The organism is Prosthecomicrobium pneumaticum (assembly GCF_014199915.1).
Classification (GTDB): Bacteria; Pseudomonadota; Alphaproteobacteria; order Rhizobiales; family Kaistiaceae; genus Prosthecomicrobium; species Prosthecomicrobium pneumaticum.
The window spans coordinates 263,391-287,432 of record NZ_JACHOO010000002.1; the positions used below are offsets into that span (position 1 = coordinate 263,391).

Below are 24,042 nucleotides of genomic sequence, written 5' to 3' on the forward strand. Positions count from 1 at the left end.
CCATGTCGAACATCGTCGGGATCGGTGAAGCGCCGCGCCGCAAGGAGGACCAGCGCTTCCTGACGGGCATGGGCAATTACGTGGCCGACATCAAGCGGCCGGGCATGGTGCATGCCGTGTTCGTCCGCTCGCCGCACGCCCATGCGGTGCTGAAGGGGATCGACACTTCGGCGGCGCTCGCCCTGCCCGGCGTCGTCGCGGTGCTGACCGGCGCGGACACGGCGGCCGACAAGGTCGGCGGCCTGCCCTGCGGCTGGGGCATCACCGGCAAGGACGGCCTGCCCATGAAGGAGCCGGTCTATCCCCTCCTCGCGCAGGGCAAGGTCCGCTTCGTCGGCGATCTCGTCGCCGTCGTGATGGGCGAGACCGCCGATGCCGCGCGCGCCGGCGCCGAGGCGGTGGCGGTCGACTACGAGGAACTGCCGGCCGTCGTCGGCGTGCTCGACGCCGTGCAGCCGGGCGCGCCGCAGCTCTTCGACGACGTGCCGGGCAATCTCTGCTGCGACTGGGCGCTCGGCGACCAGGCGGCGACGGAGGAGGCCTTCGCCCGCGCCGCCCATGTCGCCAAGATCAGCCTCGTCAACAACCGGCTGATCGGCAATCCGATGGAGCCGCGCGCCGCGATCGGCGAATACAGCCCCGGCACCGGCCAGTACACGCTGTGGTCGACCAGCCAGTTCCCGCATGTCGTGCGGCTCTTGATGGGCGCCTTCGTGCTCAACATCCCGCAGCACAAGCTGCGCGTCGTGGCGCCCGATGTCGGCGGCGGATTCGGCGTCAAGCAGTTCCATTATGGCGAGGAAGCGCTCGTCACCTGGGCCGCGAAGAAGGTCGGCCGGCCGGTGAAATGGGTCGCCGACCGCGCCGAGGGCTTCATGTCCGACCGGCACGGCCGCGATCACGTCACCGAGGCCGAGCTGGCGCTCGACGAGACCGGCAAGTTCCTCGCCATGAAGGTGTCGACCCTCGCCAATATGGGCGGCTATCTGTCGACCTTCGGCCCCAACATTCCGACCAATCTCTATGCGCCGCTGCTCGCCGGCGTCTACACCACGCCCGCGATCTATTGCGAGGTGAAGGTCGTCTTCACCAACACCGTGCCGGTCGACGCCTATCGCGGCGCCGGACGGCCGGAGGCGACCTTCGTCGTCGAGCGGCTCGTCGATGTCGCGGCGGCCGAGATGGGCATCGACCGGGTCGAGATCCGGCGGCGCAACATCATCCCGAAGGAGGCCTATCCGTACCAGACGCCGGTGCTCGTCGAATATGATTCCGGCGATCCGCTCGGCTGTCTCGAGAACGCCCTCGTCGAGGCCGACGTCGCCGGCTTCCCGGCGCGGAAATCCGCCTCGGCCTCGGCCGGCAAGCTGCGCGGCATCGGCTTCTCGACCTATGTCGAGGCCTGCGGCCTCGCCCCGTCGCGCATCGCCGGGCGGCTCGGCGCCCGCGGCGGCCTCTATGAGAGCGCCACTGTGCGCGTCCATCCGACCGGCCAGGTGACGGTGCTGATCGGCACCCACAATCACGGCCAGGGCCACGAGACCACCTTCGCCCAGATCGTGTCGGAGAAGCTCGGCGTTCCCTTCGAGGACATCGACATCGTGTTCGGCGACACCGACAAGGTGCAGTTCGGCATGGGCACCTATGGCTCGCGTTCGCTGGTCGTCGGCGGCTCGGCGCTGTCGAAGGCGAGCGACAAGATCATCGTCAAGGGCAAGAAGATCGCCGCCCACATGCTCGAGGCGGATGAGGGCGACATCGAGTTCGAGCGCGGCGAATTCTCTGTCGCCGGCACAGACCGCAAGAAGAGCTTCACCGAGATCGCGCTCGCGGCCTATATCCCGCACGATTATCCGCTCGAAGTGCTGGAGCCGGGGCTCGAGGAGCAGGCCTATTACGATCCGGTCAACTTCACCTATCCGGGCGGCGCGCATATCTGCGAGGTCGAGATCGATCCGGAGACCGGCGTCGTCGAGCTCGTCCGCTACACCGCGGTCGACGATGTCGGCACGGTGATCAACCCGATGATCGTCGAGGGTCAGCTGCACGGCGGCATCGTGCAGGGCGTCGGCCAGGCGCTCTACGAGACCGCGGTCTATGACGAAAGCTCGGGCCAGCTGCTGTCCGGCTCGTTCATGGACTACACCATGCCGCGCGCCGACCACATGCCGTCGATGACGATCAGGACCCATTCGACGCCCTGCGCGCACACCCCGATGGGCACCAAGGGCTGCGGCGAGGTCGGCACCATCGGCTCGCCCGCGGCGGTGATGAACGCCGTCGTCGACGCGCTCTCCCATCTCGGCGTCACCCATGTCGACATGCCGGCGACGCCCAACCGCATCTGGCGGATCATCCAGGGCGCGACCCTGCCGCGTGCCGCGGAATAGGGAGGAGGACCCCATGAAGGCATTCGACTATCTGAAGCCGGACGCGGTTCCCGCCGCGGTCGGCGCGCTCGCGGCGAACCCGGACGCGAAGCTCCTCGCCGGCGGCATGACGCTTCTTCCGACCATGAAGCAGCGGCTCGCCGAGCCCGCGGCGCTGATCGATCTCGCCGGCATCGCCGGGCTGAAAGGGATCACGCTCGACGGCGACACGCTGACGATCGGCGCGATGACACCGCACGCGGAGGTCGCGGCCTCCGCGACCGTCGCTGCGGCGATCCCCGCCCTCGCCGCGCTCGCGGGCGGGATCGGGGACCCGGCCGTGCGCAATCGCGGCACGATCGGCGGCTCGCTCGCCAATTGCGATCCCTCCGCCGACTATCCCGCCGCCGTGCTCGGCCTCGGCGCGACGGTGATCACGGACCGGCGCGAGATCGCGGCGGACGATTTCTTCCTCGGCCTCTTCGAGACCGCGCTCGAAGCCGACGAACTGATCACCGCGGTGCGCTTCCCGCGGCCGTTGCGCGCGGGCTATGCGAAGTTCAAGAGCCCCGCCTCGCGCTATGCGCTGGTCGGCGTCTTCGTCGCCGAAACGGTCGCGGGCGTCCGCGTCGCGGTCACCGGCGCGGCGGCCTCGGTGTTCCGCGCCCCTGCCTTCGAGGCGGCGCTCGCCGCCGACTTCACCCCCGGCGCGGTGGCCGGCCTGTCGGTCGACGCCGCCGACCTCAACGCCGACATCCATGCCGAGGCGAGCTACCGTGCCCACCTCGTCACCGTGATGGCGAAGCGGGCGGTCGCCGCGGCCCTGGAGTAGACACGGGGTCCATGATGGAAATCGCTGAGATTGAAGGCGGCGCCCGCTCGGCGCCGAACGACCTCGCACGCCTGTCCGCCGGCGCGCTGATCGAGGGCTACCGCTCCGGGCTCTTCACGCCGAGCGAGGTCGTCGAGGACGTCATCGCGGCGCTCGAACGGACCGACGCGCTCTGCAACGTCGTCGTCACGCCGATCTACGACCAGGCCCGCGCCGAGGCGGCCCGCGCGACCGCCGCCTGGTCCTCCGGCACGCCCGAGGGACCGCTCTGCGGTGTGCCGGTGACGGTGAAGGACCTCATCTATGTCTCCGGCGTGCCCGCCCATGCCGGTGCGCCGGTGCTCGAGCATTTCGTGCCCGAGACCGATGCGGCCGTGGTCGGCGCGCTGAAGGCCGCGGGCGCGATCATCACGGCGAAGACGACCACCTGCGAGGCCGGCTACAAGCTCACCGCCGACAGCCCGTTGTCGGGCATCACCCGCAATCCCTGGTCGCTCGACCGGACGAGCGGCGGCTCGAGCGGCGGGGCGGCGGCAGCGGTCGCCGCGGGCTGCGGCCCGCTTGCGGTCGGCACCGACGGCGTGGGCTCGATCCGCGTGCCCTCGTCCTTCTGCGGCGTGTTCGGCATGAAGCCGACCTTCGGCCTCGTGCCGCGGGCGCCCGGCTTCTCGCCGCCCTCCTGGGCCTCGCTCGCCCATACCGGGCCGATCGCCCGCACCGTCGCCGATGCCGCGCTGCTGCTCGAGACGATCGCCGGCTATGACCTGCGCGACGGGGCGAGCCTGCCGGTCGGCACACGCCGGTTCGATACCACACCCGGCCCGCTCGACGGATTGACGATCGCGGCGAGCGCCGATCTCGGCCACGCTCCGGTCGCTCCCGCTGTGCGCGCCGCCTTCGAGGCGGCACTCGCGACCCTCGCCGGCCTCGGCGCGACGATCGTGCCCGACCATCCCGGCATCGACCCGGAGGCGCTCGACCGCATCCTGAAGCCGATCGCCTTCACCGAACAGGCGGCGGCGGTGCTCGGCCGGAGCGAGGACGAGCTCGGCCGTTCCGACGCGGACTATCGCCGGGTGCTCGAACACGGCCGCTCCTATCGCGGCATCGACTATGTCGCCGCGACGCATCGGCGGACGGCGCTGCGGGCGCAGTTCCTCGACCTCTTCCGCCGCGCCGATCTTTTCGTCACGCCCGCGACCGCCGTGACCGCCTTCTCCGCGGGAACGATCGGCGTCGACGAGATCGACGGCCGGCCGGTCGACCCGCATCTCGGCTGGTCGCCCTTCTCGTGGCCGATCAATCTCGCCGGCCTGCCGGCGGCGTCCGTGCCCTGCGGCTTCGACGCGGCGGGCCTGCCGATCGGCCTGCAGATCGTCGCGCCCTGGCTCGAAGAGGGCCGCATCTTCCGCGTCGCCGCCGCCTTCGAGGCCGAGCGGCCCTGGGCCGTTCACTGGCCGGCGCCACGCTGACCGCTCGGCACGGCCGGAAGACGTCGACACGGAGGCCGCGGCAGGGTTAACTGCCGCGATGATCAGGAAGTGGTATTTCGCAGTCAATGAATGCGGTGCGCGTGGCATCTACGATCGCCTGATCCGCGCGGCTGTCCGCTCGTGCCGGGCGAACACCGGCCTTCAGCCGGTCTGCCTCTATGACGGTGGCGATATCCCGCTGCTCGACTGGCTCGCGGCACACGGCGTCACCGTCATCCGGCACCGCGTGTCGATCGCCGAGGCGATCGACCGCTGTCCGCCGATGCCCAACTGGGATGCGGCCATCGCGCGAGGCGCCTGTCTGCGGATCGACCTGCCGCTGATCGAGACGGAGGACGAGTTCGTCCTCTACACCGACAACGACGTGCTGTTCCTCTCCGATCTCGGCTCGACGCCCGAGCCGGAATTCTTCGCCTGCGCACCGGAATTCGCACCCGATGACTGGAGCTACGTCAACACCGGCGCCATGATCGTCAATGTGCCCGCGATGCGCCGGGAGCACGCCGCCTTCGCCGCCTTCGCCGCGGCCAATCTCCACCGGCTGCACCGCGAGAAGGGGCCCGCTTACGACCAGAACGCCTACAACGCCTTCTTCGCCGGCCGCTGGTCCCGCCTTCCGCTCGATCTCAACTGGAAGCCCTATTGGGGCATCGCCCGGCCGCGGATCGTCCATTTCCACGGTCCGAAACCGATGCACATCGACGCGATCCTGCGCGGCGCGCACGACCTGCCCCCGGTTCTGCACGAACTGGTCGAACAGGACCGGATGGCGAGCGCCTATTGGCTCGGCTGCTGGAATGCCTTCGGCAACGTTGATGCCGAGATCATCAAGGGCTTTGTCGATACCGTGACGAGAGAGGGCGGCGCCACGCGGATCTCGGGCTGGGCCGCCGATCAGCGGGGCCGGCCGGTCGCGCGGCTGCGGGTCCATGCCGATGGCATCGAGGTCGGCCACCGCCGGATCCAGGTCGCGCGCGACGATGTCGCGCGGGCTGGCGCGGGGACGGCGGCGTGCGGCTTCGAACTCGTGCTCGAAGGCGAGATCGATGCGCCATATGTCATCGCCGGAACCGATACCGTGCTGCCGCGCTCGACGCCGTGACGGGCGGGCACGGATCAACGGCGAGGGGTGACGAGGGAGCACCAGCGCGGCCTGGGCCACGAAAGAACGGCGCCTATCGGCCGCGACCCCTGCCGCCACCAGACGCGGCGCGGCGGGAGATCGCGCGCGACGGCGTCGGTCGCGGCGAGGAGCGGCCCTGGAAAGGCCTCTTCGACCTCGTTACGGTCGTGTCCCTCGAAGAAGCCGTCTTCGAAACCGAAAGCGCGGTCCGCCCGGCCGCGCGCCTGCTTGAAGGCGAATTCGGTGCGCGATTTGACGACGTAGTGATTGAGCCGCAGCCGCTCCCAGGACACCGTCGAACTGAGACCGAGGCGCTCGGGCGCCGGCGGCACGATCGCCGCGCCGGAGGGCGCGACCAGGCGGAAGCCGGGACTGAGGTGGGCAGCGTGCGGATTCGCAGCAGCCCGGAACGCCGCCACCCGGACGATCGACTTGAGGTGCGTGTTGATGAGGAAGTCACGTTCGGCGCGGCGGGTGAAGCGGCGCAGCACGCCCTCCGGCCCCGCCTGCTCATGGCCCGAAGAGCCGAAGGTCGCCCAGTTGAGCCCGATCGCGCCGACCGTCGGATCGGCGGCGAGCGCCGCGATCGCCGGACGGATCGACAGCGCGCCGTCCGTCGGCACGATGAACTCGTCGGCGTCGATAAAGGCGATCCAGTCGATCCCGGCCGAATGGTCGCGCACGATGGTGTCGTAGGTGAACAGCTGCCGCGCCCGGCCGCGCACGCCGAACGAGCGGACACCCGCCCCGGCGAGGCCGCGGAGCAGCGCGCGCGTGCCGTCCGTGCTCTCATTGTCGCCGATGATGAACGCATCGACGCCCACCGCCTTGTGATAGGCGACCCATTCACGCAGATAAGGCGCCTCGTTCTTGACGATGGCGCCGATGGCGATCTTCACGACGGCCCCCCGGCCGATTGCACCGTCTTCATCCGCCCCACGGCACCGCCATCCCCGACAACCGCCGCGACGTGCAACCGCCTGCCGCGAACAATCCTCGATACCGGCGCGACGGCGAAGACTTGCGCCGATAATGGCACAGCCCGTCCCGCGCCGCATCCGGATCGACTTCGCGCTTGCAAATTCGCCGAACGAGGGCATTACCTAGCCGCAAAGGCGGCATTACCTCGTTTTGCCCCTCCAGACCTCCTTTTGCCCCAGCGCCGGAGTTTTCCAGACAGTGCCGAAGAACGCAAAGCTGGTGGCCCTGCGCGGCCGCCTCGTCGAAGCGCAGGAGAAGCTGCTGATGCAGGCGGCCGACGCCGGTGCCCTGCCCTCCGACAAGCAGCTCGCCAAGATCGCCGATCTCGAAGCCGCGATCGCCGCGGTCGAGCACATGCTCGACGACAAGGCCTGACGCCGTCTCGAATCCGCGAAAGGACCGTTCACCATTCGCGGCCTATCGAGGCCGAGCCGGATCGATCATTCGTCGCCCTGCGTTTTCACGGAAGGCGACCATGACCAAGATTCTCGTTCTCTATTATTCCTCCTGGGGCCATATTGAGCAGATGGCCGAGGCCGCGGCCGAGGGCGCGCGCTCGACCGGCGCCACCGTCTCGCTGAAGCGCGTGCCGGAACTGGTGCCCGAGGACGTCGCCAAGGCTTCCTATTACAAGCTCGACCAGAAGGCGCCGATCGCCGTGCCGGACGAGCTCGCCGACTATGACGGTATCATCTTCGCCGCGCCCACCCGCTATGGCGTGATGGCGGCGCAGATGAAGAACTTCCTCGACCAGACCGGCGCGCTCTGGGCGGCCGGCAAGCTGGTCGGCAAGGTCGGCTCGGTGATCACCTCGACCGCCACCCAGCACGGCGGCCAGGAAGCGACGATCCTCACCTTCCATCCGGTGCTGCTGCATCACGGCATGGTCGTCGTCGGCCTGCCCTATGCCTTCCAGGGCCAGATGGGCGTCGAGGAAGTGAAGGGCGGCTCGCCCTATGGCGCCGCGACCATCACCGGCGGCGACGGCAGCCGCCAGCCCTCGGCGATCGAGCTCGAGGCCGCCCGCTATCAGGGCGCGCATGTCGCGAAGATCGCCGCCAAGCTGGCCGAGCCGGTCGCCGCCTGATCGTCCGTCACGCTCGTTTCGAGAAGGGCGCTCCGGCTATGCGGCCGGGGCGCCCTTTTCTCTTCGGCCCGCCGGGCGCTATAGGAGCGGGGACACGGAGGCGCCGGTGCCCGAACTGAGCTTCGACCGCAATTTCGACCCGGCCTATGGCGCGCTCGTCGCGCTCGCGCCCGGCGTCCGCCGGATGACCGCGCCCAATCCCTCGCCCTTTACCTTCCACGGCACCAACACCTATGTCGTCGGCCGCGGCGCGGTTGCCGTCATCGATCCCGGTCCGGACGACGAACGGCATATCGCCGCCCTCCTCGCCGCGCTCGAGGGCGAGCGGGTCGCCGCCATCCTCGTCACCCACAGCCATCGCGACCATTCGCCCGGCGCGCGCCGGCTCGCCGCGGCGACCGGCGCGCCCGTCCATGCCGAGGGGCCGCACCGCGCCGCGCGACCGGCCTCGGCGGAGGAGCCCGCCACCGATGCCGGCGGCGACCTCGCCTTCCGGCCGGACGTCCGGCTCGCCGACGGCGCCCTGGTCGAGGGCGAGGGCTATGCGCTCGAGGCGGTGGCGACGCCCGGCCATGCCGCCAACCACCTCGCCTTCGCGCTCGCCGGCACGCCTCTCCTGTTCTCCGGTGACCATGTGATGGCGTGGGCGACGACGGTGATCGCCCCGCCCGACGGCGCGATGGCCGACTACATGGCCTCGCTCGACCGGCTCGCGGCGCGGCCGGAGACCGCCTATCTGCCGGGCCATGGCGGTCCGGTCACCGACGCCCCGGCCTTCGTGCGAGCCCTGAAGGCGCACCGGAAGATCCGCGAACGCGCGATCCTCGAGCGGATCCGGCAGGGTGATCGGACGGTGGCGGCGATCGTTGCGGCGATCTACCGCGACACGCCCGCCGCGCTGCACGGCGCGGCCGGCCTCTCGGTCTTCGCCCACCTCGAGGATCTGGTCGGGCGTGGATTGATCGGCGCGCCTGAGGGATTGCGGCTCGACGGCCAGTTCGTGCCGGCCTGAGCTTCAGAGGCGATCGAGCGTCGCCCGGTCGCGCGCGCCGGCGAAGAAGAGATCGAGCGCCCGCCCGAAGATCTCGCCCGGCGCCACCGCGTCGAACAGCGTCATCGAGGAGCGGAATTTCAGGTCGTCCGGGGCGCCGAAAATTGCGCCGATCGGCCGCCCGGCATGGCCGCAGACGAGTGCGGTCCAATCACGCAGCCGCGGCCCGAGCAGCGGATGGGCGAGATAGGCGGCGGCCTCCGCGCGCGAGCGGATCGCATAGCGCACCGCATGGGCGCTGGAGCCGAGGCCGGCCACCTGTGGGAAGACGAACCACATCCAATGGGTCTCCTTCCGCCCGCGCCTCAGCTCGCGCTCGACGGTCTCGGCCAGCGGCCGCTGCGCCGCGACGAAGCGCTCGAGGTCATGGGGGTCCGATTCGTCCGCCATGGCGCGGTCTCCTTTCGCCCCGGGTGATGGCGCGCCGCACCGTTCTGCCCTAAACAGCAGGGTCGAGCCACAGAAGAGGGAAGCCGGCCGGGCCGGCGTGCGCGCGTGCAGCCCATCGACTTCGAGATGATCTTCGGCACAGCGCCGAACCCCTATGTCGTGCTCGACCGCCAGTTCGTCATCGTCGCGATGAACGCGGCTTATCTCGCCGTGACCGGACGGCGGCGCGAGGACATCGTCGGGCGCGGCATCTTCGAGGCCTTTCCGAGCGATCCGGCCTCCGACAGCCACAGGCAGCTCCGGACGAGCCTCGAGAACGTGCTGCGGCACAAGGCGCCGGACCATCTGCCGCTGATCCACTACGACATCGCCCTCCCCGACGGCTCCGGCTTCGAGGAGCGCTACTGGAGCGCGACCCACGCGCCCCTCTTCGGGCGGGACGGCGAGGTCGCCTTGATCCTGCAGCACACCCAGGATGTCACCGAACTGCACGGACTGCGCCTGCTCGCGGGGTCGGATGCCGCTGGGGTCGGCATGAGCCTGTTGCGCCGGGCGCAGGAGGTGCAGGAGACGAACGCGGCGCTCGAGGCCGAGCGACGCCAGTTGCAGGCCCTGTTCGCGCAGGCGCCCGGCTTCGTCGCCGTGCTCTCGGGTCCCAGCCACGTCTTCACGATGACCAACCAGGCCTATCGGCGGCTGGTCGGCAACCGGCCCATCCTCGGGCGCGACATCCGCGAGGCGCTGCCCGAGGTGGCGGAACAGGGCTTCGTCGGCCTGCTCGATCAGGTCTATGAGACCGGCCGCCCCTTCGTCGGCCGCACGGTCCAGGTCCTGCTCGATTACGGCGACCGGCGCGAGGAGCATTTCCTCGACTTCGTCTACCAGCCGATCGCCGCCGCGGACGGCACGGTGTCGGGCATTTTCGTGCAGGGTCACGACGTCACCGAGCAGAAGCGCGCCGCCGATGCGCTGCGCGAGAGCGAGGCCCGCTTCCGGCTCGTCGCCGAGAACGCCCCGGTCATGCTGTGGATGGGCGACCAGCACGGCAAATGCGTCTATCTCAACCGGATGCAGCGCGAGTTCTGGGGCGTCGCCGAGGAGGAGATCACCCGCTTCGACTGGTTCGCGACGATCCACCCGGACGATTTCGCGCAGCTCGCCGCCCCCTTCGAGACCGGCATGCGCAACCAGGCCGCCTTCGAGGTCGAGGCGCGCTTCCGGTGTGCCGCCGACGGCGCCTACCGTATCCTGCGCACCAGCGCCCAGCCGCGCTTCGACGGCAAGGGCGCCTTCCTCGGCATGATCGGCGTCAACATGGACGTCACCGAGACCCGACGCGCCGAGGAAGAGTTGCGCCGGCTCGCCGAAACACTCGAATCCCGCGTCATCAGCGAGATTGCCGAGCGCCGTCAGGCGGAAGCGACGCTCGTCCAGATGCAGAAGATGGAGGCGATCGGCAAGCTGACCGGCGGCGTGGCGCACGACTTCAACAACCTGCTCCAGGTCGTCTCCGGCAATCTCCACCTCCTCGCCAAGGACGTCGCCGGCAATGAGCGGGCGGAGCGCCGCGTCGCCAACGCGCTCGCCGGGGTGAGCCGCGGCGCCAAGCTCGCCGGCCACCTGCTCGCCTTCGGCCGCCGGCAGGCGCTGGAGCCGAAAGTGGTGAAGATCGGCCGCTTCGTCACCGGTATGGAGGACATGCTCAGGCGGACGATCGGCGACGGCATCGAGATCGAGACGATCATCTCGGGCGGGCTGTGGAACACCTTCGTCGACCCGACCCAGATCGAGAACGCCGTGCTCAATCTCGCGATCAACGCCCGTGATGCGATGGACGGCTATGGCAAGCTGACGATCGAACTCGGCAACGCCTATATCGACGACGCCTATGCCCGCACCAATGTCGACGCCGCGCCGGGCCAGTATGTGATGCTCGCCGTCACCGATACGGGCAGCGGCATGACGCCGGACGTGCTCGCCCAGGCCTTCGAGCCCTTCTTCTCGACCAAGCCCGAGGGCAAGGGCACCGGCCTCGGCCTCTCCATGGTCTATGGCTTCGTGCGTCAGTCGGGCGGCCATGTGAAGATCTACAGCGAGGTCGGCCAGGGCACGACGGTGCGGCTCTACCTGCCGCGCGCCGAGGACGACGAGGACATCCTCGCTACTCCGGATCTCGCCCCCGTCGACGGCGGCAGCGAGACCATTCTCGTCGCCGAGGACGACGAGGAGGTGCGGGCGACCGTAGTCGAGCTTCTGACCGATCTCGGCTATCGCGTGCTGAAGGCGAAGGACGCGGCGGGCGCCCTGTCGGTGATCGAAAGCGGCGTGCCGATCGACCTCCTCTTCACGGACGTCGTCATGCCCGGTCCCTTGAAGAGCCCGGAGCTCGCCCGCAAGGCGCGGGAGCGGCTGCCCGGCGTCGCCGTGCTGTTCACCTCCGGCTACACCGAGAATTCGATCGTACATGGCGGCCGGCTCGATCCCGGCGTCGAGCTGCTGTCGAAGCCCTATACGCGCGATGCGCTCGCCCGCAAGATCCGCCAGGTGCTCGCCGGCCGGCGCTGAGCCGGGCGCGGCTCAACGCGCCGGAGCGGCGTCGGGCGGCGGACCGTCCGGCGGCGCGACGAGCGGCGTCTCGGCATCGGCTGGGGCCGCGGCGGGCGCATCGACCACACCCTGCAGCGCCGCGTCGAGATCGGCGAGGAAACCGCGGATGCGCCGGGCGTTGTCGCCGAGATCGTGACCACCGGTGCGCCAGGCCGAGCGCATGTCGACGAGCGAGCCGCGTCCGTCGGCGAGCACGCGCAGCACGACGTCGACCTCGAGCGCGAGCAGGAGCGTGCGTGCCTCGCCCTCGATCCAGCCGATCCCCTCCGTCTCGCGCGGCCCCTGCGCGTCGAGCACGGTCCAGCCGCGCCGGGCGAAAAGGGCCTGCGCCTCGGCGAAGACGCGCTCCGGCGCCACCGGATAATGGCGCGGCACGAGATGGGGATAGGCGGCGGCCTGAACGGCGTATTCGGCCGCGTCGGGCGGCGGGCGGTTCCAGATGCCGTCCGGCGCAGCGGCGAAGAGCGGCGGATCGACGGGATCCGTCGATATGTCCGTGAGCGGGGGGAAGACGAGCATCGCCGCCACCGCGACGGCCGGCGGACCGAGCGCCACGGCGCCGAAGGACAGGCCGCGCAGCGCGAGGCCGAAGCCGGCCGAGCCGTCGCGCCAGATTTCGACGAGGGCGAGGACGGCGAGCCCGACCGCCGCCGCCGCGAGCAGCAGCGCGACCCCGAGCGAGGCGAACATCGCCACCGTGTCGATCGCCTGCAACCGGTGCAGGAGCGCGGCGACGATCAGCAGCGGCACCGGCAGCAGCGACGCCCGGGCGCTCCAGAAGGCGGAGGCGGCAGTGGTTCGACGGATACGGCCCGGCATGACCAAGGATCGCTTCGGAGGGTGTGTCTTCTATCACACGATGCCGGATCGGGCACGTGCTAACCCCGTCTCGCACCAAGAAACGGCCATATTGGGCCGTCACATCCAGAACGCGAGCGGGCGAGAGGCTCCCGCGTACAACCACCCGAGACCCGAAATGACCCGGCCGAAAGACCCGACCTTCCGCTCGAAGACCGAACGGGACCGCGAAGAGGAACTGAAGGCGCGCTATCGCGACCTCGGCAACCCCGAACTGGTCGCCGCGACCCGGCAGCTGAAGGCCGCGAAGCCCTTGCCGCGCCCGCAGCAGATGCAGGCGCAGCAGAAGTCCGAGCGCGAGTTCGACTGAGTAGCGGGCCGGCCGGCGGCGGCACCGGTCAGCCGAGCATGACCATCGCCTGACGCACGAGCGACAGGGCGATCAGCGTCATCACCGTGCCGATCATCAGATCGAGGACGCGCCAGGCCGCCGGCCGCGCAAAAAGGGGCGCGAGCAACCGCGCCCCGAAGCCGAGCGAAAAGAACCAGGCGAAGGAGGCCGCCGCCGCGCCGAGACCGAAGGCGAGCCGCGCCGGCCCCTCGTGCCGCCCGGACAGCGAGCCGAGCAGCACGACCGTATCGAGATAGACGTGCGGGTTGAGGAAGGTGAAGGCCGCCGCCGTGGCGATCGCCGGCCCGAGCCGCATCTGCGCCGCACCCGCCGCCGACAGCCCGCCCGGAGACGCTGCACGCCGGAAGGCGAGCGCGCCATAGGCGAACAGGAACAGCGCGCCACCGAGCGTCACCCCGAGCAGAAGACGCGGCGCCGCGGTGACGAGGCTGCCGAGCCCCGCGACACCCGCCGCGATCAGCACCGCATCGGCAAGCGCGCAGAAGAGCACGATCGGCAATACGTGTCGCCGGGCGAGGCCCTGGCGCAGCACATAGGCGTTCTGCGCCCCGATCGCGACGATCAGGCTGGCGCCGAGCAGGAAGCCCTCGAGAGCGGCATGCATGGGGAAACGAAGTCCTCGGCGCGGAATCGGATCAGAAGAGGTCGAGCTGCGGATCGCCGGACGGTCCGGCGGGCGGCGTCGCATCCGCAGGCGCCTCGCTCCCGGCGGCGGGCTCGGCGCGCTCCACCCGCTCCTGCAGGCCCGCGTCGTCGGCCGCGGCACGGTTGACGCGCGGGCCGACCGGTATCGCCTCGAGGAGGTCGGCCGGCGCCGGCGCGAGCAGACCGACGGGCAGCGCGGCGCCGCCGAGATCGCCGCCGATCCAGCCCGCCACCGCGTCGCGCGACAGGATCGCCGGCATCCGGTCGTGGATCGGCGCGAGCGTCGCATTGGCGGGCGTCGTGACGATCGTCACCGTGTCGATCTCATTGCCCTTGTCGTCGGCATAGTCCTCGGCGAGCCCGGCGAGCGCGAGGAGGCCGCCGCCGCGCGGCCGGATGTAATAGGGGTCGCGCCGCTTGCCGTCGGCGGAGCGACGCCACTCGTAGAAGCCCGAAGCCGGCAGCACGACGCGGCGATGGCGGAGCGCGCCGCGGAAGGCCGGCTTTTCGGCGAGGGTCTCGGCGCGCGCGTTGAAGAGCAGCGGCAGGCGGGACGGGTCCTTCGCCCAGCGCGGGATCAGGCCCCAGCGCATCAGCACCGCCTCGCGGCCATGGCGCCCGGCGCGGATGACGAGGACCGGCTGGGTCGGCGCGATGTTGTAGCGCGGCGGCAGCCAGCCGAGCCCGGTGACGGAGAATTCCTCCATCACCGCGCGCGCATCCGCGGTGAGCGAAAAGCGGCCGCACATCGGTTCTCCACCTCCGGCGGCGCTGTATAAGGAATCGATCGCGGGACGGCGCCGTCGCCTCCGGCTTTAGCACGGTCTCGCCCCGGCGGGACAACCTCGCCGGGAGGCGCCGTTGAAAGTCCGCCGCATCGTCGCCAACATCGGCGCGCCCGATCCCGCAACCGGCCGCTCCTTCTATGGCGCTGTTCTCGGCCTCGTCCCGGCAATGGATCTCGGCTGGATCGCCACCTTCGCGGCGGAGGAGCCGGCGCTGCCGCAGCTGAGCCTCGCCCGCGAAGGCGGCGGCGGCGCGCCGCTTCCGGCGGTCTCGATCGAGGTCGACGATGTCGACGAGGCGCACAGGCGCGTCGTCGCCTCCGGCGTTCCGATCCTGCGCGACCTCGCCGACGAGCCCTGGGGCGTGCGCCGCTTCCTGTTCGAGGACCCCTTCGGCACGCGGGTCGCGGTGCTGGCGCACCGGCCGCCGCACCGCCCGCCAGCCGGGCCGCCGCGGCTCGGCGTCAGCACCGCGCTGTTCTCGGATCGAGGCGTGTTGCTCGTGCGGCGCGGCAGACCGCCGCTCGCCGGGCTGTGGAGCCTGCCGGGCGGCCGGGTGCGGACCGGTGAGACGCTCGAGGCGGCGGCGCGGCGCGAGCTCGCCGAAGAGACCGGCGCGTCGGCCGGTCCCCTCGTCCAGGTCACCGCGCTCGACCTCATCCTGCCGGCCGAGGGCAGCCATTTCGTCGTCCTCGTCCATGCCGGGCGGCTCGCCGGCAGTGAAATCGCTGCGGCGGACGACGCCGCTGCGCTCGCCTGGGTGTCGCAAGGCGCGATCGCCGGCATGGCGACGACACCGGGGCTCGCCGCGGTCGTCGCGCAGGCGGCGGCGCGGCTCGCACAGGGCGGGGCTTGACCCGATGCGGCGGGCGGCGATGATCCGGCGCCTCTTGCGGCGAGGGGCGGCGATGCGGAAGGGCGAAGGCGGCGCGATGATCTGCGGACCGAGATGGCGGACGGGCGCCCTCCTCTTCCTTCTCCTCGCCGCGCCGGCCGCCGCGGCGCCGGGCGATCCGCCCTATGAGCCGCAATTGCAGCGCCTTTCGGAGATCCTCGGCGCGCTGCACTATCTGCGGCCGCTCTGCGGCGCCAGGGAGGGCTCCGTCTGGCGCGACCAGATGGAGGCGCTGATCGCGACCGAGCAGCCGACGCCCGAACGGCGCGCCCGGCTCGCCGCCCGCTTCAACCAGGGCTATCGCAGCTTCGCCTCGGTCTATCGCAGCTGCACCCCGGCCGCCGTCTATGCGGTCGCCCGCTACACCGAGGAAGGCGAGCGGATCAGCCGCGACATCGCCGCGCGCTACGGCCGCTGAAGCCCGGTTAACCGCCGCCCGACGATCTTATCGGCCGGTTAACCCTTCCTTCAGGATCGGATGGGTCGCCCCGGCACGAAATGATAGCTATGGTGATGCCTATGATTCGACCCGGGAAATCGCGAGCGAAGCCCTTGACCCGCAACGATCTTCCTCAGAGCGACACGGCCTCGGAGAGCGCCGAGGACCACGCCATCGCCGAGAAGAAACGGGCGGCGCTGAGCTTCCTCGCCGCCGCCTGGGACGAGGCGGTCGATCAGGGCATCGACCCCGAGATCATCGCCCACGCGGCGCTCTTCGCCGCGATCTCCGATCTCGTCGAGATCTATGGCGAGGAGGCGGTCTCGTCCTTTGTCGGCGGGCTCGAACCGCGCGTCATGCGCGGCGAGTTCACCCTGCCGGGCACGATGCAGTAAGGGCGCATTTCCGCCAAGCTTCGGGCGTCACCATGGCCCTCCGAGCGGAGAGATGATGTGATGCAGCGGATCGCCCTCCTTCTCCTCGCGCTTCTGCTCGTCGCGCCGGCAGCCCGCGCGGCGCCCGAGGCGCGCAGCGTGCCGACCGAGACCATCACGGCACCCAGGGCTCCGGGCATGGACGTTGCCCCCGACACGGAGGCCGAGCCCGATCCGGTCGTGCCGCCGACCGCACCGCAAGCCCCTGGAGCCGGTCCGGACGGCGCGCCGGAAGCCGCCGAGCCGGTGCCGGCGATCGAATATGACGTCGCGAAGCTCCCCACTCCGGTCCGGCGGCTCCGCGAACAGCTGCTCGACGCGGCGAAGAGCGGCGACATCGAGAAGCTGCGGCCGATCATCGAGGCCAATCCCGAGCCGCCCACCCTCTCGCTCGACGAGATCGGCGACCCGATCGCCCATCTCAAGAGCCTGTCCGGCGACCCGGACGGCCGCGAGATCCTCGCCATCCTGTCGGAGGTGCTCGAGGCGGGCTATGTGCATGTCGATATCGGCACGCCGCAGGAACTCTACATCTGGCCCTATTTCGCCCGCGTGCCGCTCGACGGCCTGACCCCGCCCCAGCTCGTCGAGATGTTCCGGCTCCTCACCGCCTCGGACTACGAGGAGATGAAATCCTACGGCGCCTATGTCTTCTATCGCACCGGCATCACGCCGGACGGCGCCTGGGCGTATTTCGTCTCGGGCGAGTGAGGCCGCGTCGCGCACGCTTGACAGGCGGATTCGTTCCTGATTTGTTCCTTTGGGGCGATGAGAGGAACAGATCATGGAAGCGCAGCAGCTGCATCGCGGACGGCTGATCGACCACATCCAGCTCGTCGTCTCCGACCTCGGTGCGAGCCGGGCCTTCTACGAGGCGACGCTCGCCGTGCTCGGCGTGCCCGTGGTGGCGACCGAGGAGTATTTCTATGCCGACGAGCTGTTCGTCAGCCTCGGCGAGCCGCTGACCGGCCGCACCCATCTCGCCTTCCAGGCGCCGGACGAGGAGACGGTGCGGCGCTGGTACGAGGCGGGGCTCGCCGCCGGCGGCCGCGACAATGGCGCACCGGGCCTGCGCCCCTATCATGCCGGCTATTTCGCCGCCTTCCTGCTCGATCCGGACGGCAACAACATCGAGGCGGTCTATCACGGGCCGGCGCAGCGTTCCGTTCCGTCCGTCGTCATCACCTTCTGAGGCGCGCCGATGCGTCCCGGCTCAGCTCGCGCCGAGATGCTGGTGGAAGCGGACGGCGGCGCCCGCGCCGGAGGCGAGGAGTTCGTTCTCCCACATCACCCGGCGGCCGCGGACAACGGTGCCGACCGGCCAGCCGAACACCGGGCGGCCGTCATAGGGCGTCCACTGGGCACGCGAGGCGATCCAGCGATTGGTGATCGTGGCGCGCCGCTTCAGATCGACGACGGTGAGGTCCGCATCATAGCCGACGGCGAGCCGACCCTTGCCGGCGATGCCGAAGGCGCGCGCCGGGCCGGCCGAGGTCAGGTCGACGAAGCGTTCGAGCGACAGCCGGTTGGCGTTGACGTGATCGAGCATGATCGGGACCAGCGTCTGCACGCCCGTCATGCCGGAGGGCGATTGCGGATAGGGCTTCGCCTTCTCCTCGAGCGTGTGCGGCGCATGATCGGAGCCGAGCACGTCGACGAGGCCGGAACCGATCGCCTTCCACAGCGCGTCGCGGTGGCGTGCGGCGCGGACCGGCGGGTTCATCTGCAGGAGGGTGCCGAGCCGGCCGTAATCGTCGGCGGACAGCGTCAGGTGGTGCGGCGTCACCTCGATCGTCGCGATGTCCTTGTGATCGGCGAGGAAGGCCATCTCCTCGGCGGTCGAGATGTGCAGCACATGGATGCGGCGGCCGAGCCGGCGGGCGATCGTGACGAGCCGCTCGGTGGCGCGCAGCGCCGCTACCTCGTCGCGCCAGACGGGATGAGACGAGGGATCGCCCGCGACGCGGAGCGGCTTGCGCTCCTCGAGCCGCGGCTCGTCCTCGGCGTGGAAGGCCGCGCGGCGGCGGGTGCGGGCGAGCACCATTTCGAGCCCTTCGTCGTCCGGCACGAGCAGGCCGCCGGTCGACGAGCCGATGAAGACCTTGATTCCGGCCGCCCCCGGCAGCCGCTCGAGTTCGGGAATGAGCGGCGCGTTCTCGCGCGTGCCGCCGATCCAGAAGGCGTAGTCGCAGTGCATCCGGCCGGCGGCGCGGGCGAGCTTGTCGGCGAGCGCCTCGGCGCTCGTCGTCTCCGGCTTGGTGTTCGGCATCTCGAACACCGCGGTGACCCCGCCCATCACCGCGGCCCGCGATCCGGTCTCGAGATCTTCCTTGTGTTCGAGGCCCGGTTCGCGGAAATGCACCTGGGTATCGATCACCCCCGGCAATATATGGAGGCCGGTGCAGTCGACCACCGTGCCCGCCCGGCGCGGGTCGACGTCGCCGATCGCGGCGATCCGGCCGTCGCGCACCGCGATGTCGCGGGTCGCCGTGCCGTCCTGATTGACCACGGTTCCGTTGCGAAAGAGAAGTTCGTAGGTTTCCGGCATGGCGACGCTGCTCTTTTTCCTCCGGCCCTCCGCCCCCGCGGACGGCCATATTTCGCAACAGAGCCCGTTCTTGGCGGCGGGTTTGATTCACCGGCTTACGGAAGCGGCGACGGGGGCACAAGTCCGCTTCCTGCATGGGAACCATGCCGATGCGTGAGGGCTCGATCGCACAGCTCGCCGACCGCGCCGTCGTTTCGATCGGCGGCCCGGATGCGTTCCGCCTCCTCGACGACCTCGTCACCAACGCGATGGCGCAAGTGGCGGCGGACGGCATCGGCTTCGGCGCCCTCCTCTCGCCGCAGGGCAAGATCCTGGTCGATTTCCTCGTCCACCGGGCGGAGGACGGCTTTCTTTTCGACCTCGCCGCCGACCGCGCGGCCGAGTTCGTCAAGCGGATGACGCTCTATCGGCTGCGCGCCAGGATGACGATCGAGGACCGGTCGGCCGCGCTCGCCGTCTGGGCCGCCTTCGGGGGCGGCGATCCCGGCGCGCCCTTCCGGGCCGACCCGCGCCTCGCTGCGCTCGGCTTCCGCGCCGTGCTGCCGCGCGATGCGGCCCCGCCGGTGCGCGCCGGCTATGAACAGGCGCCGGAGGAGTCCTATCACGCCCATCGGATCGCCCTCGCCGTGCCGGAGGGTGGCAGGGACTTTGCGTTCGGCGAGACCTTCCCGCACGAGGCCGACATGGATTGCCTCGGCGGCGTCGATTTCCGGAAGGGCTGCTATGTCGGCCAGGAGATCGTCTCGCGCATGGAGCATCGCGGCACCGCGCGGCGGCGGGCGCTCGCCGTCTCCGCGCCGCAGCCCCTGCCCCCGGCGGGCGCGCCGCTGACCGCCGGCGGCCGGCCGGTCGGCACGATGGGCTCCTCGACTCGGGGCCGCGGCATCGCGATCGTCCGGCTCGACCGGGCGAAGGCGGCGGCCGATGACGGCACGACGATCCGCGCCGGCGAGGCGACGGTCGCGCTCGCCCTGCCCGCCTTCGCCCGCTTCGGCTGGCCGGAGGAGGCGGGGCCGGAGGAGCCGGCGTGAGCCGGGCGCCGCGCGCCTGGCAGCGCATGCTCTCCGGGCGGCGGCTGGACCTCGTCGACCCCTCCCCCTTCGACATCGAGATCGCCGACATCGCGCACGGCCTCGCCCGGGTGGCGCGCTGGAACGGCCAGACGGTCGGCGCGCACGCCTTTTCGGTCGCGCAGCACGCGGTGCTCGTCGAGGCCGTCGCGCAGCACGCCGCGCCCGCGCTCGGCCGGGCCGAACGGCTCGCCGTGCTCCTCCACGACGCGCCGGAATATGTCATCGGCGACATGATCTCGCCCTTCAAGGCGCTGGTCGGCGGCGAATACAAGACCATCGAGGCGCGGCTGATGGCGGCGATCCACCTGCGCTTCGGCCTGCCGGCCGCCTGCCCGCCGAAGCTCAAGGCGGCGATCAAGGCGGCCGACAGGATCGCCGCCTATTTCGAGGCGACGCGCCTCGCCGGCTTCTCGGCCGCCGAGGCGGAGCGCTATTTCGGCCGGCCTTCGGGCTTCGATCCGGCCCGCCTGCCGCTCATCCCCTGGCCGACCGCGGAGGCGGAGGCGCAGTTCCTCGCCCGCTTCGCCGCTCTCGCGCCGCCCGGCGCGGACCCCCGGCCCGCCGCCACCGGGACAACGGCGCCGCGCTGAGGCGGCGCCGCGTGAGAGCGGCGCATCACCGGCGGCGGCCGGCCGCCGCCGCGAAGGCGTGACGAAGGCCGCGCGAGGGTCTATGTGTGCCGCCTCAGGAGTCGCCTCATGCCCAGGATCCATGTCTGCTCGCTCGCGCGGGTGCCGCACACCGTCGCCGAGACCGGTGCGAGCCATCTCGTCACGCTGATCAATGTCGGCACGCCCGTCGAGCGGCCGGCCGCGATCGCGCCGGAGCGCCATCTCTTCCTCGGCCTCAACGACATTCTCGAGCCGATGGACGGCATGATCCACCCGGCCGAGGAGCATGTCGCGACGCTGCTCGATTTCGCCCGCGGCTGGGATCAGCAGCGGCCGATGGTGGTGCACTGCTTCGCCGGGATCAGCCGGTCGACGGCCGCCGCCTTCATCACGCTCTGCGCGCTGCGCCCGGAGCGCGACGAGGCCGACATCGCGGCGAGGATCCGCGCCCTCTCCCCGCCGGCGACGCCCAATCTCCTGCTCGTCCGCCTCGCCGACGCGATGCTGCAGCGGCAGGGCCGCATGGTCGCGGCGATCGAGCGGATCGGCCGTGGCCACGAGGCTTTCGAGGGCCATCCCTTCGCCCTCACCCTGCGCGACGAGCGGCAGGGCGGTACGGTTTCGGTCGCCTGAACGGGCAGCCCGCCGGTTAGCCGCTTTTCCATGTTGCATTGCGGCAAAGGCTGGCCTTTAAGTCCAGACGAGCCGGGCGGCTCGGGAGGCGGGCATGGTGCGGTGGATCTACCGCTTCGGTGACGGCGTCGCCGACGAGGGCGGCGCGAATGCGGCCGCCCTGCTCGGCGCCAAGGGCGCGGCGCTCGCGGCGATGGCGCGGCTCGGCCTGCCCGTGCCGGCCGGCTTCACGATCGGCGCCGCGGCGACGGCGCATCATCTCGCCCATGGACGGTTTCCGAACGGTTTCGAGGCGGAGTTCGACGCCGCGCTCGGCTGGCTCGAGGCACTCGCCGCCCCCCGTCCGCCGGTGCTCGCTTTGCGGCCGAGCCCGGAGCGGGCGATGCCCGGTCTCGAGGGCGCCCTTCTTGACCTCGGCCTCGGTGACATCGCGACCCGCGCGCTCGCGCAGGCGACCGGCGATCCCGCCTTCGCGCAGGATTGCCGCCGGCGGTTCCTGCGCCAGTTCGGCGAGACGGTGCTGCGGCTCGATCCGGCCGATTTCGAGGAGCGGGCCGATGCCTTCCGGCGCGGCCGCGGCCTGCCGCCGGCCGGCCCGCTCGGCGCGGAGGATGGCGGGGCGCTCGGCGCGCTCTATGCCGCGCTGATCGCGGAGGAGACCGGGACCCCACCGCCCGACGCACTCGGCCTGCAGCTCGCGACCGCGATCGAGGCGGCGCTCCGCTCCTGGAGGACGCCCCGCGCCATCGCCTGGCGCAGCCTCACCGCCCTGCCCGATCAGGCGGCGCCGGCCCTCGTCGTGCAGACCATGGCCTTCGGCAATCTCGGCCGCCGGTCCGGAGCAGGCCTCGTCTCGACGCGCGACGCGGAAACGGGCGCGAAGCGGCTCGCCGGCAGCTTCCTCGCCGCGGCGCAGGGCGACGAGATCAAGGCGGGCGCGCGCGGTGCCGAGCCGCTCGACCGGCTCGCCGCGGCGCACGAGGCGGTGGCAGCCGTCCGCGAGGGCCTCGTCGCCGCCGCGGGGCGGCTCGAAGCCCATTTCCGCGATGCGGTCGAATTCGAGTTCACGGTCGAGGACGGGCGGCTGTTCCTGCTCGACGTCCGGCCGCTCGCCCGCTCGACGCGCGCGGATCTCGCGATCGCCGTCGGCCTCGCCGGCGAACGGATCATCGACCGCCGCGAGGCGGTCGCCCGGATCGACCCGGCCTCGCTCGATCACCTGCTCCACCCGCGCATCGATCCGGCCGCCCCCGTCGATCTGCTCGCCCGCGGCGTTCCGGCCTCGCCCGGCGCGGCGACGGGCGTCGTCGCCTTCAGCGCGGCGGAGGCGGAGGACCTGCGGCTCGCCGGCCGCAAGGCGATCCTGGTGCGGGTCGAGACCGGGCCGGAGGACGTGCACGCCATGCATGCGGCGGCGGCCATCCTCACGGTGCGCGGCGGCATGACGAGCCATGCGGCGGTGATCGCCCGCGGCATGGGCAAGCCCTGCGTCGCCGGCGCCGGCACGCTGCGTGTCGATGCGCGCGCCGGCACGCTGTCGGCGGGCGAGCGGACGGTCCGCCGCGGCGACACGGTCACGCTCGACGGCGGCAGCGGCGCGGTGATGGTCGGCGCCGTGCCGCTCAGCCAGCCGGAGCTGACCGGCGCCTTCGCCACCCTCATGGACTGGGCGGACGGCATCCGCACGCTCCGGGTCCGGGCGAACGCCGAGACGGTCGCCGACGCCAATATCGCGCGGGCCTTCGGCGCGGAGGGCATCGGCCTCTGCCGCTCCGAGCACATGTTCTTCGAGAGCGGCCGCACCGGCCTCGTCCGCGCCATGATCCTCGCCGAGACGGTCGAGGCGCGGCGCGAGGCGCTCGCCGCGCTGCTGCCGCTGCAGCGCGCCGATTTCGCCCGCCTCTTCACGGTGATGGCCGGTCATCCGGTGACCGTTCGCCTGCTCGACCCGCCGCTGCACGAATTCCTGCCGCGCGCCGAAGAGGAGATCGCCGCGCTCGCGGGCGCGCTCGGCATGGCCGAGGACCGGCTGCGCCGCCGGCTCGAGGCGCTCGCCGAGGCGAACCCGATGCTCGGCCATCGCGGCTGCCGGCTCGCCATCACCTTTCCCGAAATCGCCGAGATGCAGGCGCGCGCCATCCTCGACGCCGCGCTCGATGCGGCCGCCGAGACCGGCGCGGCGGTGGTGCCGCAGATCATGGTGCCCCTCGTCGCCTCCCGCGCCGAGTTCGATTTCGTCGCCGAGCGGGTCCGCATCGTCGCGCAGGCCATCGGCCGCGAGCGTGGCGCGGCGCCCCATTACGAGATCGGCACGATGATCGAGCTGCCGCGCGCCGCCCTGCGCGCCGGGGCGATCGCCGAGAGCGCCGCCTTCTTCTCCTTCGGCACCAACGACCTCACCCAGACGACCTACGGCATCTCGCGCGACGACGCCGCGGCCTTCCTGCGCGCCTATGTCGAGGAGGGTCTGATGCCCCATGATCCCTTCGCGACGCTCGACCACGAGGGCGTGGGCGAACTGGTGCGGATGGCTGCGGAACGAGGCCGGGCGACACGGCCGGACCTCGAGCTCGGCATCTGCGGCGAGCACGGCGGCGATCCGGCCTCGATCCGTTTCTGCGCCGAGATCGGCCTCGATTATGTCTCCTGCTCGCCGTTTCGCGTGCCGATCGCCCGGCTCGCCGCGGCCCAGGCGGCGATCGCCGCCGAAGCACGAACGGGGGAAATCGGTCGCAAGGCGGCCGAATGAGCGGGGAAAAGGACGGCCCGCCTCGCTCGGGCCACAATGCCCGGGCGGGTCGTTAACCGTCTTTCAAGGTTAATGCCGCAACTCTCA

24 protein-coding genes and 2 pseudogenes are annotated in these 24,042 nt (G+C 71.2%); 20 read left to right on the plus strand and 6 right to left on the minus strand.

Features of this window, described 5'->3' with window-relative positions:
• The first annotated feature begins 2 nt into the window (after positions 1-2).
• Genes GGQ63_RS04860 through GGQ63_RS04875 form a run of 4 tightly spaced genes read left to right on the plus strand, consistent with a single transcriptional unit; the run spans position 3 to position 5,796 of the window.
• A complete protein-coding gene (locus tag GGQ63_RS04860; RefSeq protein WP_183853133.1) occupies positions 3-2,390 on the plus strand; it encodes a xanthine dehydrogenase family protein molybdopterin-binding subunit in 2,388 nt (795 codons plus the stop codon).
• A gap of 13 nt (positions 2,391-2,403) precedes the next feature.
• The gene (locus GGQ63_RS04865; protein WP_183853135.1) at positions 2,404-3,201 is read left to right on the plus strand and encodes an FAD binding domain-containing protein; all 798 of its coding nucleotides are present in this window, start codon (positions 2,404-2,406) and stop codon (positions 3,199-3,201) included.
• A gap of 11 nt (positions 3,202-3,212) precedes the next feature.
• Positions 3,213-4,673, plus strand: coding sequence for an amidase (locus tag GGQ63_RS04870; protein WP_343061077.1), 1,461 nt, complete (start codon positions 3,213-3,215; stop codon positions 4,671-4,673).
• 58 nt (positions 4,674-4,731) lie between these two features.
• Positions 4,732-5,796 carry a glycosyltransferase family protein gene (locus tag GGQ63_RS04875; RefSeq protein WP_183853137.1) on the plus strand — a complete coding sequence of 355 codons (1,065 nt, stop codon included), beginning with the start codon at positions 4,732-4,734 and terminating at the stop codon, positions 5,794-5,796.
• A gap of 14 nt (positions 5,797-5,810) precedes the next feature.
• Here GGQ63_RS04875 and GGQ63_RS04880 read toward each other — a convergent pair whose 3' ends face one another.
• On the minus strand, positions 5,811-6,716 hold the full coding sequence (locus GGQ63_RS04880; RefSeq protein WP_183853139.1) for a glycosyltransferase family 2 protein: 906 nt from the start codon (positions 6,714-6,716) through the stop codon (positions 5,811-5,813).
• Between the two features lie 280 nt (positions 6,717-6,996).
• On the opposite strand from GGQ63_RS04880, the gene GGQ63_RS04885 reads away from it, so the two are divergent.
• The 3 genes from GGQ63_RS04885 (at position 6,997) to GGQ63_RS04895 (ending at position 8,897) form a co-directional block, all read left to right on the plus strand.
• On the plus strand, positions 6,997-7,173 hold the full coding sequence (locus tag GGQ63_RS04885; RefSeq protein ID WP_183854109.1) for a hypothetical protein: 177 nt from the start codon (positions 6,997-6,999) through the stop codon (positions 7,171-7,173).
• A 100-nt stretch (positions 7,174-7,273) separates the two neighbouring features.
• Positions 7,274-7,885: an NAD(P)H:quinone oxidoreductase gene (gene wrbA / locus GGQ63_RS04890; RefSeq protein ID WP_183853141.1), complete on the plus strand. Its 612-nt coding sequence runs from the start codon at positions 7,274-7,276 to the stop codon at positions 7,883-7,885.
• Between the two features lie 106 nt (positions 7,886-7,991).
• Positions 7,992-8,897, plus strand: coding sequence for an MBL fold metallo-hydrolase (locus GGQ63_RS04895; RefSeq protein WP_343061078.1), 906 nt, complete (start codon positions 7,992-7,994; stop codon positions 8,895-8,897).
• Between the two features lie 3 nt (positions 8,898-8,900).
• Here the strand turns inward: GGQ63_RS04895 and GGQ63_RS04900 are convergent, their stop codons facing one another.
• Positions 8,901-9,326, minus strand: a complete 426-nt coding sequence (locus GGQ63_RS04900; protein ID WP_183853146.1) for a DUF1810 domain-containing protein — start codon at positions 9,324-9,326, stop codon at positions 8,901-8,903.
• Between the two features lie 105 nt (positions 9,327-9,431).
• Between GGQ63_RS04900 and GGQ63_RS04905 the strand changes: the two genes are divergently transcribed.
• A complete protein-coding gene (locus GGQ63_RS04905; protein ID WP_183853148.1) occupies positions 9,432-11,891 on the plus strand; it encodes a PAS domain-containing protein in 2,460 nt (819 codons plus the stop codon).
• Positions 11,892-11,903: 12 nt separating this feature from the next.
• On the opposite strand, the gene GGQ63_RS04910 is transcribed toward GGQ63_RS04905, so the two are convergent.
• Entirely contained in the window at positions 11,904-12,752 is an 849-nt protein-coding gene (locus GGQ63_RS04910) for a DUF1499 domain-containing protein (RefSeq protein WP_183853151.1), read from the minus strand.
• A gap of 157 nt (positions 12,753-12,909) precedes the next feature.
• Here GGQ63_RS04910 and GGQ63_RS04915 point away from each other — a divergent pair, with 157 nt between their 5' ends.
• Complete coding sequence (locus tag GGQ63_RS04915) at positions 12,910-13,101, plus strand: hypothetical protein (RefSeq protein WP_183853153.1); 192 nt, start codon at positions 12,910-12,912, stop codon at positions 13,099-13,101.
• 28 nt (positions 13,102-13,129) lie between these two features.
• Here GGQ63_RS04915 and GGQ63_RS04920 read toward each other — a convergent pair whose 3' ends face one another.
• Both GGQ63_RS04920 and GGQ63_RS04925 read right to left on the minus strand, forming a co-directional pair.
• Complete coding sequence (locus GGQ63_RS04920) at positions 13,130-13,747, minus strand: LysE/ArgO family amino acid transporter (protein WP_246429622.1); 618 nt, start codon at positions 13,745-13,747, stop codon at positions 13,130-13,132.
• Between the two features lie 31 nt (positions 13,748-13,778).
• Complete coding sequence (locus tag GGQ63_RS04925; protein WP_183853157.1) at positions 13,779-14,537, minus strand: SOS response-associated peptidase; 759 nt, start codon at positions 14,535-14,537, stop codon at positions 13,779-13,781.
• 112 nt (positions 14,538-14,649) lie between these two features.
• On the opposite strand from GGQ63_RS04925, the pseudogene GGQ63_RS21960 reads away from it, so the two are divergent.
• The 6 genes and pseudogenes from GGQ63_RS21960 to GGQ63_RS04950 all read left to right on the plus strand — a co-directional run.
• Positions 14,650-15,000 (plus strand): annotated as a pseudogene (locus GGQ63_RS21960) (VOC family protein); the annotation flags it as partial.
• A 36-nt stretch (positions 15,001-15,036) separates the two neighbouring features.
• A pseudogene (locus tag GGQ63_RS21965) lies at positions 15,037-15,429 on the plus strand (NUDIX domain-containing protein); the annotation flags it as partial.
• A gap of 52 nt (positions 15,430-15,481) precedes the next feature.
• Complete coding sequence (locus tag GGQ63_RS04935; RefSeq protein WP_246429623.1) at positions 15,482-15,886, plus strand: TIGR02301 family protein; 405 nt, start codon at positions 15,482-15,484, stop codon at positions 15,884-15,886.
• Between the two features lie 134 nt (positions 15,887-16,020).
• On the plus strand, positions 16,021-16,302 hold the full coding sequence (locus GGQ63_RS04940) for a hypothetical protein (RefSeq protein ID WP_246429624.1): 282 nt from the start codon (positions 16,021-16,023) through the stop codon (positions 16,300-16,302).
• Positions 16,303-16,362: 60 nt separating this feature from the next.
• Positions 16,363-17,052, plus strand: a complete 690-nt coding sequence (locus GGQ63_RS04945; RefSeq protein ID WP_183853162.1) for a hypothetical protein — start codon at positions 16,363-16,365, stop codon at positions 17,050-17,052.
• A 73-nt stretch (positions 17,053-17,125) separates the two neighbouring features.
• Positions 17,126-17,533 (plus strand): VOC family protein, encoded by a 408-nt coding sequence (locus tag GGQ63_RS04950; protein WP_183853164.1) that lies wholly within the window; start codon positions 17,126-17,128, stop codon positions 17,531-17,533.
• Between the two features lie 21 nt (positions 17,534-17,554).
• On the opposite strand, the gene GGQ63_RS04955 is transcribed toward GGQ63_RS04950, so the two are convergent.
• Positions 17,555-18,889 (minus strand): dihydroorotase, encoded by a 1,335-nt coding sequence (locus tag GGQ63_RS04955; RefSeq protein ID WP_183853167.1) that lies wholly within the window; start codon positions 18,887-18,889, stop codon positions 17,555-17,557.
• On the opposite strand from GGQ63_RS04955, the gene GGQ63_RS04960 reads away from it, so the two are divergent.
• From GGQ63_RS04960 to ppdK, 5 genes are all read left to right on the plus strand, one after another.
• Positions 18,888-19,046, plus strand: a complete 159-nt coding sequence (locus GGQ63_RS04960) for a hypothetical protein (protein WP_183853168.1) — start codon at positions 18,888-18,890, stop codon at positions 19,044-19,046. The two genes, GGQ63_RS04955 and GGQ63_RS04960, sit on opposite strands and share 2 nt — an antisense overlap.
• The gene (gene ygfZ / locus GGQ63_RS04965; RefSeq protein WP_183853170.1) at positions 19,039-19,920 is read left to right on the plus strand and encodes a CAF17-like 4Fe-4S cluster assembly/insertion protein YgfZ; all 882 of its coding nucleotides are present in this window, start codon (positions 19,039-19,041) and stop codon (positions 19,918-19,920) included. The genes GGQ63_RS04960 and ygfZ overlap by 8 nt, the downstream gene beginning before the upstream one ends.
• Before the next feature lie 26 nt (positions 19,921-19,946).
• Positions 19,947-20,552: a YfbR-like 5'-deoxynucleotidase gene (locus GGQ63_RS04970; RefSeq protein ID WP_183854020.1), complete on the plus strand. Its 606-nt coding sequence runs from the start codon at positions 19,947-19,949 to the stop codon at positions 20,550-20,552.
• Positions 20,553-20,660: 108 nt separating this feature from the next.
• Positions 20,661-21,206, plus strand: a complete 546-nt coding sequence (locus tag GGQ63_RS04975; RefSeq protein WP_183853172.1) for a tyrosine phosphatase family protein — start codon at positions 20,661-20,663, stop codon at positions 21,204-21,206.
• A gap of 94 nt (positions 21,207-21,300) precedes the next feature.
• Positions 21,301-23,955: a pyruvate, phosphate dikinase gene (ppdK, locus tag GGQ63_RS04980; protein ID WP_183853174.1), complete on the plus strand. Its 2,655-nt coding sequence runs from the start codon at positions 21,301-21,303 to the stop codon at positions 23,953-23,955.
• The last annotated feature ends 87 nt before the right edge of the window (positions 23,956-24,042 follow it).

Excerpts from the sequence above, each read along its gene's own strand:
- GGQ63_RS04860 (WP_183853133.1), top strand. The coding sequence starts at position 3 with ATGTCGAACATCGTCGGGATCGGTGAAGCGCCGCGCCGCAAGGAGGAC.
- GGQ63_RS04865 (WP_183853135.1), top strand. The coding sequence starts at position 2,404 with ATGAAGGCATTCGACTATCTGAAGCCGGACGCGGTTCCCGCCGCGGTC.
- GGQ63_RS04870 (WP_343061077.1), top strand. The coding sequence starts at position 3,213 with ATGATGGAAATCGCTGAGATTGAAGGCGGCGCCCGCTCGGCGCCGAAC.
- GGQ63_RS04875 (WP_183853137.1), top strand. The coding sequence starts at position 4,732 with ATGATCAGGAAGTGGTATTTCGCAGTCAATGAATGCGGTGCGCGTGGC.
- wrbA (WP_183853141.1), top strand. The coding sequence starts at position 7,274 with ATGACCAAGATTCTCGTTCTCTATTATTCCTCCTGGGGCCATATTGAG.
- GGQ63_RS04900 (WP_183853146.1), bottom strand. The coding sequence starts at position 9,326 with ATGGCGGACGAATCGGACCCCCATGACCTCGAGCGCTTCGTCGCGGCG.
- GGQ63_RS04910 (WP_183853151.1), bottom strand. The coding sequence starts at position 12,752 with ATGCCGGGCCGTATCCGTCGAACCACTGCCGCCTCCGCCTTCTGGAGC.
- GGQ63_RS04915 (WP_183853153.1), top strand. The coding sequence starts at position 12,910 with ATGACCCGGCCGAAAGACCCGACCTTCCGCTCGAAGACCGAACGGGAC.
- GGQ63_RS04920 (WP_246429622.1), bottom strand. The coding sequence starts at position 13,747 with ATGCATGCCGCTCTCGAGGGCTTCCTGCTCGGCGCCAGCCTGATCGTC.
- GGQ63_RS04925 (WP_183853157.1), bottom strand. The coding sequence starts at position 14,537 with ATGTGCGGCCGCTTTTCGCTCACCGCGGATGCGCGCGCGGTGATGGAG.
- GGQ63_RS04935 (WP_246429623.1), top strand. The coding sequence starts at position 15,482 with ATGCGGAAGGGCGAAGGCGGCGCGATGATCTGCGGACCGAGATGGCGG.
- GGQ63_RS04945 (WP_183853162.1), top strand. The coding sequence starts at position 16,363 with ATGCAGCGGATCGCCCTCCTTCTCCTCGCGCTTCTGCTCGTCGCGCCG.
- GGQ63_RS04950 (WP_183853164.1), top strand. The coding sequence starts at position 17,126 with ATGGAAGCGCAGCAGCTGCATCGCGGACGGCTGATCGACCACATCCAG.
- GGQ63_RS04960 (WP_183853168.1), top strand. The coding sequence starts at position 18,888 with ATGGCGACGCTGCTCTTTTTCCTCCGGCCCTCCGCCCCCGCGGACGGC.
- GGQ63_RS04955 (WP_183853167.1), bottom strand. The coding sequence starts at position 18,889 with ATGCCGGAAACCTACGAACTTCTCTTTCGCAACGGAACCGTGGTCAAT.
- ygfZ (WP_183853170.1), top strand. The coding sequence starts at position 19,039 with ATGCGTGAGGGCTCGATCGCACAGCTCGCCGACCGCGCCGTCGTTTCG.
- GGQ63_RS04970 (WP_183854020.1), top strand. The coding sequence starts at position 19,947 with ATGCTCTCCGGGCGGCGGCTGGACCTCGTCGACCCCTCCCCCTTCGAC.
- GGQ63_RS04975 (WP_183853172.1), top strand. The coding sequence starts at position 20,661 with ATGCCCAGGATCCATGTCTGCTCGCTCGCGCGGGTGCCGCACACCGTC.
- ppdK (WP_183853174.1), top strand. The coding sequence starts at position 21,301 with ATGGTGCGGTGGATCTACCGCTTCGGTGACGGCGTCGCCGACGAGGGC.